The organism is Pseudarthrobacter kochi, assembly GCF_055412805.1.
Genome location: NZ_JBVAYV010000005.1, coordinates 33342 through 46957 on the forward strand (window position 1 = coordinate 33342; position 13616 = coordinate 46957).

General features: G+C 67.4%; 15 protein-coding genes. 10 read left to right on the forward strand and 5 right to left on the reverse strand.

Going from position 1 to position 13616, the window contains the following annotated elements; all coding sequences use genetic code 11:
* Nucleotides 1–88 precede the first annotated feature (88 nt).
* Nucleotides 89–1786 (reverse strand): urocanate hydratase, encoded by a 1698-nt coding sequence (gene hutU, locus ACZY0Y_RS04275; RefSeq protein WP_463956909.1) that lies wholly within the window; start codon nt 1784–1786, stop codon nt 89–91.
* 157 nt (nt 1787–1943) lie between these two features.
* Nucleotides 1944–2783 (reverse strand): IclR family transcriptional regulator, encoded by an 840-nt coding sequence (locus ACZY0Y_RS04280; protein ID WP_463956910.1) that lies wholly within the window; start codon nt 2781–2783, stop codon nt 1944–1946.
* A gap of 233 nt (nt 2784–3016) precedes the next feature.
* On the opposite strand from ACZY0Y_RS04280, the gene ACZY0Y_RS04285 reads away from it, so the two are divergent.
* Nucleotides 3017–3355 carry a hypothetical protein gene (locus ACZY0Y_RS04285; protein ID WP_160668267.1) on the forward strand — a complete coding sequence of 113 codons (339 nt, stop codon included), beginning with the start codon at nt 3017–3019 and terminating at the stop codon, nt 3353–3355.
* Between the two features lie 43 nt (nt 3356–3398).
* Here the strand turns inward: ACZY0Y_RS04285 and ACZY0Y_RS04290 are convergent, their stop codons facing one another.
* A complete protein-coding gene (locus ACZY0Y_RS04290; RefSeq protein ID WP_463956911.1) occupies nt 3399–4367 on the reverse strand; it encodes an NAD(P)-dependent alcohol dehydrogenase in 969 nt (322 codons plus the stop codon).
* Nucleotides 4368–4575: 208 nt separating this feature from the next.
* On the opposite strand from ACZY0Y_RS04290, the gene ACZY0Y_RS04295 reads away from it, so the two are divergent.
* The 4 genes from ACZY0Y_RS04295 (at nt 4576) to ACZY0Y_RS04310 (ending at nt 7490) form a co-directional block, all read left to right on the forward strand.
* Complete coding sequence (locus ACZY0Y_RS04295; RefSeq protein WP_463882086.1) at nt 4576–6093, forward strand: amino acid permease; 1518 nt, start codon at nt 4576–4578, stop codon at nt 6091–6093.
* A 50-nt stretch (nt 6094–6143) separates the two neighbouring features.
* Nucleotides 6144–6797, forward strand: a complete 654-nt coding sequence (locus tag ACZY0Y_RS04300) for a LysE family translocator (RefSeq protein ID WP_463956912.1) — start codon at nt 6144–6146, stop codon at nt 6795–6797.
* Nucleotides 6798–6987: 190 nt separating this feature from the next.
* The gene (locus ACZY0Y_RS04305) at nt 6988–7248 is read left to right on the forward strand and encodes a hypothetical protein (RefSeq protein ID WP_463956913.1); all 261 of its coding nucleotides are present in this window, start codon (nt 6988–6990) and stop codon (nt 7246–7248) included.
* A gap of 17 nt (nt 7249–7265) precedes the next feature.
* On the forward strand, nt 7266–7490 hold the full coding sequence (locus tag ACZY0Y_RS04310) for a helix-turn-helix domain-containing protein (RefSeq protein WP_463956914.1): 225 nt from the start codon (nt 7266–7268) through the stop codon (nt 7488–7490).
* Nucleotides 7491–7514: 24 nt separating this feature from the next.
* Here ACZY0Y_RS04310 and ACZY0Y_RS04315 read toward each other — a convergent pair whose 3' ends face one another.
* Complete coding sequence (locus ACZY0Y_RS04315) at nt 7515–8267, reverse strand: 3-hydroxybutyrate dehydrogenase (protein WP_463882075.1); 753 nt, start codon at nt 8265–8267, stop codon at nt 7515–7517.
* Between the two features lie 140 nt (nt 8268–8407).
* Here ACZY0Y_RS04315 and ACZY0Y_RS04320 point away from each other — a divergent pair, with 140 nt between their 5' ends.
* Entirely contained in the window at nt 8408–9325 is a 918-nt protein-coding gene (locus ACZY0Y_RS04320; RefSeq protein ID WP_463882072.1) for a LysR family transcriptional regulator, read from the forward strand.
* Nucleotides 9326–9353: 28 nt separating this feature from the next.
* Here the strand turns inward: ACZY0Y_RS04320 and ACZY0Y_RS04325 are convergent, their stop codons facing one another.
* Nucleotides 9354–10271 (reverse strand): spermidine synthase, encoded by a 918-nt coding sequence (locus ACZY0Y_RS04325; RefSeq protein ID WP_463956915.1) that lies wholly within the window; start codon nt 10269–10271, stop codon nt 9354–9356.
* Between the two features lie 208 nt (nt 10272–10479).
* On the opposite strand from ACZY0Y_RS04325, the gene ACZY0Y_RS04330 reads away from it, so the two are divergent.
* The 4 genes from ACZY0Y_RS04330 to ACZY0Y_RS04345 all read left to right on the forward strand — a co-directional run bounded on the left by ACZY0Y_RS04330 (nt 10480) and on the right by ACZY0Y_RS04345 (nt 13614).
* Nucleotides 10480–11346, forward strand: coding sequence for a methyl-accepting chemotaxis protein (locus ACZY0Y_RS04330; protein WP_463956916.1), 867 nt, complete (start codon nt 10480–10482; stop codon nt 11344–11346).
* A complete protein-coding gene (locus ACZY0Y_RS04335) occupies nt 11343–11756 on the forward strand; it encodes a phage holin family protein (protein ID WP_463956917.1) in 414 nt (137 codons plus the stop codon). The genes ACZY0Y_RS04330 and ACZY0Y_RS04335 overlap by 4 nt, the downstream gene beginning before the upstream one ends.
* Before the next feature lie 18 nt (nt 11757–11774).
* On the forward strand, nt 11775–12371 hold the full coding sequence (locus ACZY0Y_RS04340; RefSeq protein ID WP_463882062.1) for a DUF3618 domain-containing protein: 597 nt from the start codon (nt 11775–11777) through the stop codon (nt 12369–12371).
* A gap of 82 nt (nt 12372–12453) precedes the next feature.
* Complete coding sequence (locus ACZY0Y_RS04345) at nt 12454–13614, forward strand: YihY/virulence factor BrkB family protein (RefSeq protein ID WP_463956918.1); 1161 nt, start codon at nt 12454–12456, stop codon at nt 13612–13614.
* Nucleotides 13615–13616 lie beyond the last annotated feature (2 nt).

Consider the following 13616-nt stretch of genomic DNA (forward strand, 5'->3'; position numbering starts at 1 on the left):
TACTTTGTGGGGATCGATTGCTCCGCAGGTGCCCTTTTGGAGGCTCAAAACGGCAGTTACGGAGCAGTCGATGTGGGGTCGGGAGCGGTTAGCGGGTTTCTGACATCGGGATGCGGACGCCGCGTTCCTTGGCGACCTCGACGGCGCGGTCGTAGCCGGCGTCGACGTGCCGGATGACGCCCATGCCGGGGTCGTTGGTGAGCAGGCGTTCGAGCTTCTGCGCGGCGAGGTCGGTGCCGTCGGCGACCGAAACCTGGCCGGCATGGATGGAGCGGCCGATGCCGACGCCGCCGCCGTGGTGGATGGAGACCCAGGTGGCGCCGGAGGCGGTGTTGAGCAGGGCGTTGAGCAGCGGCCAGTCGGCAATCGCGTCGGAGCCGTCGGCCATCGCCTCGGTCTCGCGGTACGGGGAGGCGACGGAGCCGGAATCGAGGTGGTCGCGGCCGATCACGATGGGCGCCTTGACCTTGCCCTCCTTGACGAGCTGGTTGAACAGCAGCCCGGCCTTGGCCCGCTCGCCGTAGCCGAGCCAGCAGATCCGGGCCGGGAGGCCTTCGAACTCCACGCGTTCCTGTGCTGCGTCGATCCAGCGGTGCAGGTGCTTGTTCTCCGGGAAGAGGTCTTTTATGGCGGCATCCGTGACCGCGATGTCCTCCGGATCGCCGGAGAGCGCCACCCAGCGGAACGGGCCGAGGCCCTCGCAGAACAGCGGCCGGATGTAAGCCGGGACGAAGCCGGGGAACTCGAAGGCCCGGTTGTAGCCGCCCTTGCGGGCCTCGTCACGGATGGAGTTGCCGTAGTCGAACACTTCGGCGCCGGCGTCCTGGAACTCGACCATGGCCTGGACGTGCTTGGCCATCGAGGCCTGGGCCTTTTTGGTGAAGCCTTCGGGATCGGCCGCGGCCTCGCGGTGCCATTCCGCCACCATGATGCCCTCGGGGAGGTAGCTCAGCGGATCGTGCGCGGAGGTCTGGTCCGTGACGATGTCCACGGTGAGCTCGCCGGCGTTGTGGCGGCGCAGGATCTCCGGGAAGACTGCGGCGGCGTTGCCGACGTAGCCGACGGACCAGCCGCGGCGCTCTTCCTTGGCTTTGAGCACCTTGGCGATCGCGGCGTCGAGGTCGGTTTCCACCTCGTCGAGGTAGCGCTTGCCGGCCCGGCGGCGCAGGTGGCTTTCGTCGACGTCGACAATCAGGCAGGCGCCGTCGTTCAGGGTGACGGCGAGCGGCTGAGCGCCGCCCATGCCGCCGCAGCCGCCGGTGAGGGTCAGGGTGCCGGCGAGCGTGCCGTTCTCGTCTCCGGTGAGCTTGCGGGCGATTGCCGCGAAGGTTTCGAAGGTGCCCTGCAGGATGCCCTGGGTGCCGATGTAGATCCAGGACCCGGCGGTCATCTGGCCGTACATCATCAGGCCCTCGGCCTCGAGCCGGCGGAATTCGGGCCAGTTGGCCCAGTCGCCGACGAGGTTGGAGTTGGCCAGGAGCACGCGCGGTGCCCATTCGTTGGTGCGGAAGACGCCGACCGGCTTGCCGGACTGGACCAGCAGGGTCTCGTCCTTTTCCATGGTTTCCAGGGTGCGGGTGATCGCGTCGAACGCGGCCCAGGACCGGACGGCGCGGCCGGTGCCGCCGTAGACCACGAGGTCGTCGGGGCGTTCGGCGACCTCGGGGTCGAGGTTGTTCATGAGCATGCGCAGCGGGGCTTCCGTCTGCCAGCTCTTGGCGGTGAGCTCGGTGCCGCGGGCTGCTTTGACCGGGCGGGCACCGGTGGTGAAATCGGCGGGTGCCATGGGGGCTCCTTCGTTTCTTGGTGGTTCGTGGAATGAGGTTCTGTATCAACTAAAGCCTGTCCGCCGCCGCGGAAACAGAGGGTTCGCAGGGGTGCTGTCCGGTATTCCAGACGAGCCCTTGGCCAACTAGTTGGGCTGGCTGCGCGCGGGCTCGGGGTCAGGCGGAGGGGCGGCCGTGGATCCGGATGGAGAGATCGTCGGCGACCTTCTGCACGCGTGCGGCCAGGGCGGGCCATTGATCGGGCGGCAGTTTGTCCTCGAGGAACGTTACGGCGACGGCGGCGGTCGGCCAGCCCACGTGGTCCGTGACGGCGGCGGCGATCGACCCGAAGCCCGGCGTGACCTCCCCGTGTTCGGTGGCGTAGCCGCGCTGACGGACCTGGTCCAGATGCGAGGACAGCGCCGAGTACTTCATGATGGGCGATTCAGTCTCGTGCCGGGCGCTGAAGGCAGCCGCGTTGGGGTACAGCGCACGGACCTGCGACTTGGGCAGCGCCGCGAGGATGGCGCGCCCGCTCGCGGTGAGGTGGCTCGGCAGCCGCACCCCGACGTCGGTCACCAGCGACGGACGGTTCTTCGCCCGCTCCTCGACAATGTAGAGCACGTCGCGGCCGTGCAGCACGGCGAGGTGGGCGCTTTCGCCGATAACGTCCACCAGCGAGGCAAGCAGCGGCCGGCCCAGGCGCGAGAGCGGCTCCTGGCGGGAATACGCCGAACTCAGTTCGAAGGCGCTGATCCCCAGACCGTAGCGCTGCTCCTCATGCAGGTGCAGCACAAAGCCGTTGGCCTCCATCACGCCAAGCAGGTGGTAGACGCTGGAGCGCGGCAGCCCCAGCGCCGTGGCAATGTTCGACGCCGCCATCGGCCCCCGCTTGGAGGCGAGCAGTTTGAGGATGCGCAGGGTGTTTTCCGCGGCCGGAACCTTGGAGGCGGCCTTCGCCGGGGTTGCTTTGGGCGCCCCCTCGGCGGCACTCGGGGTGATGGTGGTGGCTGGCATGGATCCTCTTCAAATAGCACGGTGTCCGGTATCCCGTACTTAAGCATGCGCCCTGACCGGGGTCCCGGACAGTCCGGCCCCGTTCGTCGTGTCTGGAATGCCGGACACTTGCCCCGCCGCCCGACGCCCCGGACAAACCGGAAGGTGCCGGGCGGCCCGGACTTCCGCCCCTTGCCGCCCCGCGGCGGCGGTGCTTCGATGGACGCGTCGGCTGGGATGCAAGGAGGGCCGCCATGCGCTGGATTGCGGGGTTGTTCGTGATTGCGCACGGCCTGGTTCACCTGGCCATCTGGCTGCCAAAGCCGGACGAGAAGGCACCGTTCGACGTCGGACACTCGCCGTTTGCGGGCAACGTCCGCCGGCTGGCTTCGGGACTGGCCATTGCGGCCGCGGTGATCCTGGCGCTCGGCGGGCTTGGCCTGATCGGGGACGCGTCCTGGTGGATTCCGGTCACGGTCACGGGCGCCGCGGTTTCTGCCGCGCTGCTGATTCTGACCTTCAACCGCTGGTGGCTGATTGGCCTCGGGATCAACGCCGCGATCATTGTGCTCGCACTGCAGCAGGCCGGCTGAGCGCGGGGCTTCCGGCCGGGCCTTCCGGGCCCCCGGCCACAGCTCAGACGGTGACAACCACCTTGCCGCGGGCATGGCCGTCGTGCATGTAGCGGATGGCCGCCGGGGTGTCGGCCAGCGGATAGCTTTTGTCGATGACGGGCGTGACGGAGCCGGCGTCGATGAGCTGGGCGAGGAAGCGAAGGTCCTCCTGGCGCTCGGTTGCCATCAGGCCCTTGAGCGTCTGGCCCACAAAGGGGGAAAGCATCGAAGCCCGGAGGGAGCGTTCAAATCCTCCGGTCCACCGGCCGCCGCCTTCGCCTCCGACAATCACGAGGGTTCCCTTGGGTTTAAGTGCCCGGCGCAGGACTGACAGCGGACGGTTGCCGGCAGTGTCGAGGATGACGTCGAACTGCCGCGCGCCGTCCGCGAAGTCGTCGTGTTTGTAGTCAATGACGTGATCGGCGCCGATCGACCGGACCAGGTCCAGCTTTTCGGTGCTGCAGACACCGGTGACCTGTGCTCCGAGCACCTTGGCGAGCTGAACGGCAAAGGAACCCACTCCGCCGCCGGCGCCAATGATCAGGACATCCTGCCCGGGCTGGAGCAGGCCGCTGTCGCGGAGGCCCTGCAGCGCCGTGGTGCCGGAGATGGGCACGACTGCTGCCTGCTCGAAACTGGCGTTGACCGGTTTCAGGGCGATCTTGCCCTCCTTGGCACAGACGAATTCGGCGAAGGTACCCTCTGCGGTCCCGAAGACCTCATCCCCCGGACGGAACCCGACGACATTCTTCCCCACCGCCTCCACCCGGCCGGCGAGTTCCCTCCCGCGGATCGGGTTTTTGGGGGCCCTGAACCCAAAGAAGGCCCGGGTCAGAATCGGCAGTCCGGTCATGAGATGCCAAACCCCTTGCTCGACGCCGGCGGCGCGGACCCGGATCAGCACGTCTCCGTCGCCGGGTACCGGCTGGTCGACGTCGCGCAGTTCCAATACATCTGCCGGGCCGTACACGTCCTGGATGATGGCTTTCATGGTGCATCTCCTTCACTGTCCGATGGAGCTCCTGGCCTGGGTCGGTTCTACCACGGCCGGACCCCCATCCGTTAGGACATGACCGCCCTGCCGCCGTGCGCCGTTGTCTGAAATCGAAGACACCAGCTGCCCGTGAGGCTCATCACAGCTCCGCGCAACATGGTCTGCTGGATAGCGATCCCCCTCCCAATGACGAGAAGGTATTCGCATGCAACAAGCCATCACCGACACCAAGCCAACGCCCGCTGCAGGACCCGGCGGTACGCCGGGCAGCCGCGGCAGCTCCGCCAGCGCCGCCGTCGGGACCGTCCTGAACCGCGGGCTCAACATCCGCCATATCCGCTTCATGGCACTCGGCTCGGCGATCGGGACCGGGTTGTTCTACGGCTCCGCCTCGGCCATCCAGAAGGCCGGCCCCGCCGTGCTGTTGGCCTACATGATCGGAGGCGCCGCAGTATTCATGGTGATGCGCGCCCTGGGTGAGATGGCCGTCCGGCACCCCGTGTCCGGTTCCTTCGGCCAGTACGCCAGCCGCTACCTCGGCCCGCTGGCTGGCTTCGTGACCGGCTGGACCTACGTGTTTGAGATGGCGATCGTGGCCATCGCGGATGTCACCGCTTTCAGCATCTACATGGGCTTCTGGTTCCCCGAGGTGGAACGCTGGATCTGGGTCCTGGCGATCATCTTCTTCCTGGCGGCGCTGAACCTGCTCAGCGTCAAGGTCTTCGGTGAGCTCGAGTTCTGGTTCTCGCTCATCAAGGTGGTGGCGATCATCGCCATGATCGTGGGCGGCGCCGCCATCATCGCTTTCGGATTCCAGGCCGGGGGTGCCACCGTGGCGCCTGGCCTCGGCAACCTCGTCGAACACGGCGGCCTGTTCCCCAACGGTTTCGAAGGGCTCCTGGCCTCGTTCGCCGTCGTAATGTTCGCCTTTGGCGGCATTGAAACCCTGGGCATCACCGCCGGCGAGGCCGCGGACCCGAAGACGGTGATTCCGAAAGCCGTCAACACGGTCCCGGTGCGCGTGCTGCTGTTCTACGTGCTGACCCTGGGTGTCCTGATGAGCCTGTTCCCGTGGAACGAGATCGGCACCAACGGCAGCCCGTTCGTGCAGATCTTCAGCGGACTGGGCATACCGGCAGCACCCCACATCCTCAACGCCGTGGTCATCACCGCCGCGCTGTCCGCGATCAACAGCGACATCTTCGGCGCCGGCCGGATCCTCTTCGGCCTGTCCCGGCAGGGGCATGCCCCCGCGAGCTTCGGCAAGGTATCACGCCATGGCGTGCCGTGGATGACCGTGGTGATGATGACGGGCATCCTGCTGGTGGGCGTGGTCCTGAACGCCGTCATCCCGGAGGACGTCTTCCTCCTGATCGCCTCAATCGCGACCTTCGCCACTGTCTGGGTCTGGGTGATGATCCTGGCCTCCCATGTGGCGATGAAGCGCGAGATCGCGCGCAAGCCACTGCCGGCGTCGGAATTCCCGTCACCGTGGTGGCCGGCGGCATCGGTGGCGACGATCGTGTTCATGGCACTCGTCATCGTGATCCTGGGTGCGTTCGAGGACACGCGCGTGGCACTCTATGTGGGCGCCGTCTGGCTCGGGCTGCTGGTGGCCGGGTACCGGCTGTGGGTCCGCGGCCACGGCCGGGTCCGGGCCGAGCTCGCCGACGAAACCGCGTCGCTCCCCCGGATTCCGGCGGGGGCGCCGGCAGCACGCTAGGGACGCCGGCGGCACCTGCGCCCGGCTCCATGGCGGGGCTAAAATCAGTTATGGTCCCTGCCCCGAACCTGCTGGCGTTTGCCCTCGCGGCCCTCCTCCTGATTGCCGTGCCGGGTCCCAGCGTGCTGTTCGTCGTCGGCCGGACGCTGGCGCTGGGCCGCAGGGGCGGGCTCCTGAGCGTGCTGGGCAACGCCGCCGGGGAACTGCTGCAGATCGCCGCGGTCGCCCTGGGGGTGGGCGTGGTGCTGGCCCAGTCCGTGCTGCTCTTCAGCGTGGTCAAGTTCGCGGGCGCGGCCTATCTGGTCTACCTGGGGGTCCAGGCCATCCGGCACCGCAGTGGCGGCACGACGGCGGCCGGTCCCTCGCGTCCGACGTCGACGTTCCGGATCCTCCGGGAGGGGTTCATCGTGGGTGCCACCAACCCCAAGTCGATTGTCTTCTTCGTCGCCGTGCTGCCGCAGTTTGTGGACTACCCGACCGGCGCCATCCCGTTGCAGCTGGCAACGCTGGGGGCGCTTTTCCTCGCGATTGCACTGGTCTCGGACAGCGGCTGGGCGCTCATCGCGGGCAAGGCCCGCCGCTGGTTTGCCAGCTCGCCCCGGCGGATCGCCGCCCTGGGCCGCACCGGCGGGGTGATGATGATCGGCCTGGGCGGAACCCTTGCCCTGGCCGGAAACGCGATGGAGTTCCAGGCCGGCAAGTAGTCGGCGCTGCGGCCCAAGTGGTGCCCGGTCCGGCAGGGGTAGAAGTTACTCGTGTGACGAAAGGGGCTGACGGATACAGTTGCTTCACGGCGGTACCGGACCGGCCGGAACGCTGGCTGGGGAGCCCTCCCGTAGCTGGCCCGGACTTGCCGAAAATCCGAGTGGCACGCCTTCTGAAGGAGTGGTTCCGATGGAGTTCCCAGCATCTCCACAGGCTCAACGCGAACGAAGCCGCGTGGCCAGTTTCCTGTCGGGAACGGTTGGCCGGGCAAGAACACCGCGGATTCCGTTCCGGGTGGGACAGGTACTGATTGGCGATGATCCGTTCAATGGCCGGCACCTGGGCACGGTGGCCGTGATCGAGGCCCCCTACGTCGGGCTTCGGATGGCCGGCAGCCCGGCGGGCGACGTCATCTTCTACGACTACCGGCAACTCCGGTACCCCGACTAGTGGACGGGCCAGAAGAAATGAGCTCAGCAAATGTCTCCTCGCACTTCCTGACCATCGCGGAAGTCGCTGCGGCCATGCGGGTATCCAAGATGACCGTCTACCGGCTGGTGAAGTCGCATGCCATCGCGGCCGTGCGGGTGGGCCGATCGTTCCGTGTTCCCGAGGACGCCGTCAACGATTACATCCGCCGATCCACCGAACCGGCCACCCCGGATCAGGGCAACGACAAGACAACCGACTGAGCGGGCTCACTGGCGGCCGGCTGACTACCTGGCGGACCAGCCGCCGTCCATTGTGTAGCTTGCGCCGGTGACCATGCCGGCGTCGTCGGAGGCCAGCCAGGCCACGAGGGAGGCGACCTCCTCCGGCTCGACAAGGCGCTTGACCGCGGCCTCGGTCAGCATGATCTTGGCGAGGACCTCGGACTCCGGAATCCCGTGCACCTTGGCCTGGTCCGCGATCTGGGACTCGACGAGCGGCGTCCGGACGTAGCCGGGGTTGATGCAGTTTGACGTGACGCCATGCGCGCCGCCTTCCAGCGCCGTGACCTTGCTCAGGCCCTCAAGGCCGTGCTTGGCCGACACATAGGCGCTTTTGAACGGCGAGGCGCGGAGCCCGTGCACTGAGGACAGGTTGATGATCCGGCCGAAGTTGTTGGCGTACATGTGCGGCAGCGCGGCGCGGATGAGCAGGAACGGCGCCTCCAGCATCAGGGTGATGATGCGGCGGAAATCCGCGGGGTCGAAGTCCTCGATCGGGCTGATCCGCTGGATGCCGGCGTTGTTGACGAGGACGTCGCAGTCCAGGCTCACGGCCTCGAGAGCCTCGACGTCGAGCAGGTTCACCGCCCAGGAGGTGCCGCCGACCTCGTCGGCGAGGGCTGCGGCCGCGGCCTCGTCCACATCCGCGATCACCACCTTGGCACCGCGTGCCGCGAGGGCGCGGACACTGGCAGCGCCGATTCCGCCGGCACCGCCGGTCACCAGGGCCTTGCGCCCGTTCAAGCTACTGCTCTCCATGTCTGCACTCCTCAGTTCGCGGTCTTCAACGGCCCAGAGGAGGTGCGATGCACGGCACTGAGCGACTTTACTGAGTATTGCCGCACAAAGTGTGCGATTCAATGGTCAAACAAGCACGCCTTATGTGCAGAATTGCAGATATGAACGCGAACCCTGATGACCTGCTCGTGCTCCTGGCGGTTTCCCGCTCCGCGAAGTTCACGACGGCGGCGCAGGCCCTGGGGCTGAACCACACCACGGTGTCGCGCCGGATTGCGGCGCTGGAGAAGGCGCTGGGCGGCCGGGTGCTCTCGCGCGCCTCGGGCGGCTGGGAGCTGACGGAGCTGGGCGCGGAAGCTGTGCAGGTGGCTGAGCGGGTGGAGGCTGCGATCAGGACCCTCGAACAGCCCGGCCGTGTACCGGACCCGATCACCGGCGTCGTCCGGATGACCGCGACGGACGGCTTCAGCGCCTATATCGCGGCCCCCGCGGTGGCGAGGCTCCGCCGGGACCATCCGGGCCTCAGCGTGGAGATCATCACCGTGACCCGGCGGGCGCTCCAGCAGCGGTCCGGGCTGGACATCGAAGTGGTGGTGGGCGAACCGCAGGTGCACCGGGCGGCGGCGGCCCGGCTCGGCGAGTACATGCTCGGTATGTATGCCTCCCGCGGCTACCTCGCCGAGTACGGCACCCCGACGACGATCGAGGAACTGACGACGCATTCGCTCGTGTACTTCGTGGATTCGATGCTTCAGGTGGACGATCTGGATGCCCCGCGCCGCCTGGTGCCGACCATGCGGGACGGCCTGAGCTCCACCAACGTCTTCGTCCACGTGGAGGCGACCCGCGCCGGTGCCGGGATCGGGTTCCTGCCGTGCTTCGCGGCGGACCTGCATCCGGACCTCGTCCGGCTGCTGCCGGAGGATTTCGCCGAGCTGTTGCCGTACTGGATGGTACTGCGGCCCGATTCCATGCGCCGGCCCGCCGTCGCTGCCGTGGTGCAGGCGTTGCGCGAACAGACGAAGGGGCACCGCGAGGCGCTCATGGGGCGGGGAGGACCTGCATCGACTGCTCCGTAAGTGCCGTTTTCGGGCCGCTAAAGGGCCGTTACGGAGCAGTCGACGGCGGGTCGACGGCTTTCGGGTCGTGGCGGACCGGCGCACCGGCGGCGAAGGCCCGGACCTTGGCGTCGTTCCAGATGTGTGCCGGCACCGCGCCGCCCAGCAGCCGCCGTGCCAGTCCGGGGTCGTTGTCGAACGGGACGTCACTGCCGGCCATGATCATGTTCCCGTAGCGCCTGCCCTTGAGCATGGCAGGGTCGGCGATGATCACGGTGTGCTTGAAGGTGTCCGCAATGGTCGCGGCGTCCTCGCGGGCATTCCTGAGGTCCGGGGCGTCGCCGGAGTTCACCACGTAGATCCCGCCGGGGGCCAGGACGCGCTGGGCGTGCTCGTTGAACTCGCGTGTGGTGAGCGGACGCGGCGTCAGCGAGCCGGCAAAAACATCGCGGATGACCAGGTCCCGGGTCTGCGGCGTCAGGCTTTCGGTGACTTCGCGGGCCTCCCCGACGCGCAGGCGCACTAGTGGCGCCTTGGGCAGGTCGAACCAGCCACGGACGTATTCGGCCAGCTTGCCGTCGAGTTCCACCACCACCTGGCGGGCGTCCGGGTAGGCGGCGTGGAAGTAGCGCGCCAGTGAGCATGCCCCGCCGCCAAGGTGCAGGGCGCGCAGCTTCGGCCGGGACTCCCGCGGCCAGCGCGATTCCACCAGGGCCGCGATCCACCGCATGTACTCGAAATCGAGGAACAACGGATCCGCCAGGTCGATGTGCGAACTCATCACGCCATTGATCCGCAGCAGCCAGCCATTGGAGTTGTCCTGGTCGGCGATCAGCTCACAGTCACCGGTGTCGATGTAATAGACGCCCTCCAGCGGCCCCTCGGGGCGGCTCCCCTTCGGCAGCTCCACGACTCCCGCCGTCTTTTCGGTGTTGCTCCGGCCGGCTGCCCTGCCCCGCTTCGCCATCAGCCACCCACCGTTTTGCTCATGTTTCAAGCCTAGTTCACCGGCCGGCACGGGCTTCACCGCGGATGGGCCGGGGATGGGTGGGCAGGCGCTGCCCGCCGAAAAATAAAGCAAAGGGTACTTACTATATTTAGTAATCTTGCTTACTATTAAGCCTCCAGTTATTGCTGGTTCGTGATCAGCAGCCGATCTTGAAAAGAGAGCGAAGATGACAGAGAACCAATGGCCCCAGGACGGTAGCTACCGCACCCCTACCGCCACCCAGCAGCCTCCCCTCCGGCCGGAAACCATGTTCCCGCCGGCGGCAAGGGGCACGACGTCGTCGACCGTCACCCCCAGCGACGGCGGAGCGTCAAAGACCGATGCCGCCAAGGGCGAGGCAGCCGATGTGAAGCGCCAGGCCGCGGATTCAGCCCAGACCGTGGCTGAGACGGCTAAGACGGAAGCCGCCAACGTCGCGGCCGAAGTGAAGACGAACGCCAGGGACCTCGTGAACCAGGCTAAGTCGGATCTGACGGACCAGGCCGGCACGCAGCAGCAGAAGGTCGCCGAAGGCCTGCGCTCCATCTCCACCGAGTTGCACACCATGGCCGCCGCCTCCGATCAGCCCGGGGTCGCCGCCGACCTCGTGCGCCAGGCTGCCGAGCGGTCGTCCGCCGTCGCCGGATGGCTCGATGGCCGCGATCCGGGTTCCCTGCTGACCGAGGTGAAGACCTTTGCCCGCCAGCGTCCCGGCACATTCCTGCTCCTCGCAGCCGGAGCCGGCGTGCTGGCAGGCCGGCTCAGCCGCAGCCTCAGCGCCGGCGCACCGGAGCCGGCTGCCACCGGCGCCACCTCAACGCCGGGCACGAGGATCGCTGACGCCGGCATGGCCGTTCCGCCTCCGCCCGTGCAGATGCCGGCGCCGGAAACCACGACGGCGGGCTTCGCGGACACCTACCCGCCCAATCCCCTCGGGACTGATCCGCTGGGTGACGGCAACCGCCAGGACCCCTGGGCCTCCGAGCCCGTGGTCACTGACCCGCTCCGGCAGGATCCGCTCCGTGATGATCCCTTTGACGGTGGCCGTCGATGACCAGCGAAATGCCCCAGACCGCCGCGCACGCCAAGGCTGAAACGTCGTCCCTGGGCGACCTCCTGGGCGAGGTATCGCGGGACATGTCCACCCTGATGCGGCAGGAAGTCGAGCTGGCCAAGGTCGAACTGAAGCAGTCCGCGACCCGCGCAGGCAAGGGCAGCGGAATGCTGGCCGGGGCCGGCGTCGCCAGCCACTTCGTCCTGCTGTTCCTGTCCTTGGCGCTCTGGTGGGCGCTCGGGAACGTCATGGGCCTGGGCTGGTCCGGCGTCGTCGTCGCCATCATCTGGGGAATCGTCGCCGCCGTCCTGGCAGCCAAGGGCCGCAAGGAACTCAACGCGATCAAGGGCATGCCCCAGACCGCCGCGACGCTGCAGGAAATCCCGCCCACGCTCAAACCCACCACCTAGATCCAGCGAGGAAACACGATGAGTGAAAACCCGGATGCCATCCGAGCAGATATTGAAGCAACCCGCGCGCGGCTGGGCACCAACGTCGACGCCGTGGCGGACAAGGTCACCCCGTCGCACATCGTCCAGCGGCAGACGGACAAAGTACGGGACGCCGTTTTTGGAGTGAAGGAGAAAGTCATGGGAACTGCCGACCACGCCGCCGGCAATGTCCACTCCGCCGCCGGCACGGCTGGGGCGCACTTCAGCGACGCCGGTGCAGCCATCGGCGACGCCCCCACGCAGGTTAGGGCGAAGGCGCAGGGCAACCCCCTGGCGGCAGGTCTGATTGCCTTCGGGGCCGGCCTGTTGGTTTCCTCCCTGATCCCGGCGAGCCAGAAGGAACGCGAAGCAGCGGACGCGCTGAAGACCGCGGCCGAGCCGCTCACCTCGGAACTCACCGAGGCCGCCAAGGACGTGGCCGAGGGTCTCAAGGAGCCCGCCCGGGCCGCGATGGAAAATGTCAAGGCCACTGCCACGGACGCCACCGAGCACGTCAAGGCCGAGGGCCAAGTCGCAGTGGCGGATGTCAAGGAGCGGACCGTCGAGGCCAAGGACAACGTCCAGCAGGCCTGACCCCGTTCGACACCGGCCGGCCGTCCTGCGCCCACGCGCCGGGCGGCCGGCTGACGCATCAAACACCCAAAGGAAGATTCCCATGGCCAAGAACCCCGCCACGGCAGAGACCGCGGCCGACGCCGAAACCCGGGAGAGCAGCACCGCCAAGGCCCGCACGGCGCCCGCTCCGGACGACTCGCGCAAACCGGACAGCCCCACCGATGTCACCAGGCCTTCGTGGGAGTACATCGCGAAGAAAACGCTGCGGGAATTCACCAAGGACCAGTGCCCCGACCTCGCCGCGGCCCTGACGTACTACTCGGTTCTCTCCATCTTCCCGGCGTTGCTGGCCCTCGTGTCCCTGCTGGGGATCTTCGGGCAGCCCGGCAAGACCACGTCGGCGCTCCTGGACATCGTCCAGGGTTTCGCGCCCGCCGAAACCCTGGAAGCCATCCGCCGGCCGGTCGAGCAGCTCAGCAACTCCAACGCAGCCGGATTTACCCTGGTGCTGGGCATCCTCACCGCCCTCTGGTCTGCCTCCGGCTATGTTGGAGCGTTCGGCCGGGCCATGAACCGGATTTACGAAATCGATGAAGGCCGTCCGTTCGTCAAGCTTCGGGGCACCATGCTCGGCGTCACCATCGCCACCGTGCTGATCGTGGTGTTGCTGGCTGCCATGCTGGTCCTGAGCGGCCCGGTGGCAGAGTCCGTCGGGAACGCGATTGGCTTGGGCGGGGCCTTCCTCGCCGTCTGGAACATCGCCAAGTGGCCCGTCATCCTGCTGCTCGTGGTTCTTGCGATCGCCATCCTTTACTACGCCACTCCCAATGTGAAGCAGCCCAAGTTCCGCTGGATGAGCCTGGGGTCGCTCATTGCCCTGGTGATCTTCCTGCTGGCCTCCCTTGCCTTTGGGTTCTACGTCGCCAACTTCAGCAGTTACAACGAGACTTATGGCGCGATCGGAGGCGTCATCATTTCGCTGCTCTGGCTCTGGATCCTCAACATGTCGCTGCTGTTCGGGGCCGAATTCGACGCCGAGACCGAACGCGGCCGCCAGCTCCAGGCCGGCATCGAAGCCGAGGAAACCATCCAGCTGCCGCCCAGGGATACCAAGCAGAGCGACAAGCTGCAGGCGCGTGAAGAGGAAGACATCAAGCGCGGCCGCGAGCTGCGGGAACAGCACAGCGTGCCGGACGCAGAGGCCCCGGAGTACAGGGCGGGCGCAGCGGATCAGCGGAACCCGCGGGACCAAAGCCCCTAGCC

Excerpts from the sequence above, each read along its gene's own strand:
- hutU (WP_463956909.1), bottom strand. The coding sequence starts at position 1,786 with ATGGCACCCGCCGATTTCACCACCGGTGCCCGCCCGGTCAAAGCAGCC.
- ACZY0Y_RS04280 (WP_463956910.1), bottom strand. The coding sequence starts at position 2,783 with ATGCCAGCCACCACCATCACCCCGAGTGCCGCCGAGGGGGCGCCCAAA.
- ACZY0Y_RS04285 (WP_160668267.1), top strand. The coding sequence starts at position 3,017 with ATGCGCTGGATTGCGGGGTTGTTCGTGATTGCGCACGGCCTGGTTCAC.
- ACZY0Y_RS04290 (WP_463956911.1), bottom strand. The coding sequence starts at position 4,367 with ATGAAAGCCATCATCCAGGACGTGTACGGCCCGGCAGATGTATTGGAA.
- ACZY0Y_RS04295 (WP_463882086.1), top strand. The coding sequence starts at position 4,576 with ATGCAACAAGCCATCACCGACACCAAGCCAACGCCCGCTGCAGGACCC.
- ACZY0Y_RS04300 (WP_463956912.1), top strand. The coding sequence starts at position 6,144 with ATGGTCCCTGCCCCGAACCTGCTGGCGTTTGCCCTCGCGGCCCTCCTC.
- ACZY0Y_RS04305 (WP_463956913.1), top strand. The coding sequence starts at position 6,988 with ATGGAGTTCCCAGCATCTCCACAGGCTCAACGCGAACGAAGCCGCGTG.
- ACZY0Y_RS04310 (WP_463956914.1), top strand. The coding sequence starts at position 7,266 with ATGAGCTCAGCAAATGTCTCCTCGCACTTCCTGACCATCGCGGAAGTC.
- ACZY0Y_RS04315 (WP_463882075.1), bottom strand. The coding sequence starts at position 8,267 with ATGGAGAGCAGTAGCTTGAACGGGCGCAAGGCCCTGGTGACCGGCGGT.
- ACZY0Y_RS04320 (WP_463882072.1), top strand. The coding sequence starts at position 8,408 with ATGAACGCGAACCCTGATGACCTGCTCGTGCTCCTGGCGGTTTCCCGC.
- ACZY0Y_RS04325 (WP_463956915.1), bottom strand. The coding sequence starts at position 10,271 with ATGGCGAAGCGGGGCAGGGCAGCCGGCCGGAGCAACACCGAAAAGACG.
- ACZY0Y_RS04330 (WP_463956916.1), top strand. The coding sequence starts at position 10,480 with ATGACAGAGAACCAATGGCCCCAGGACGGTAGCTACCGCACCCCTACC.
- ACZY0Y_RS04335 (WP_463956917.1), top strand. The coding sequence starts at position 11,343 with ATGACCAGCGAAATGCCCCAGACCGCCGCGCACGCCAAGGCTGAAACG.
- ACZY0Y_RS04340 (WP_463882062.1), top strand. The coding sequence starts at position 11,775 with ATGAGTGAAAACCCGGATGCCATCCGAGCAGATATTGAAGCAACCCGC.
- ACZY0Y_RS04345 (WP_463956918.1), top strand. The coding sequence starts at position 12,454 with ATGGCCAAGAACCCCGCCACGGCAGAGACCGCGGCCGACGCCGAAACC.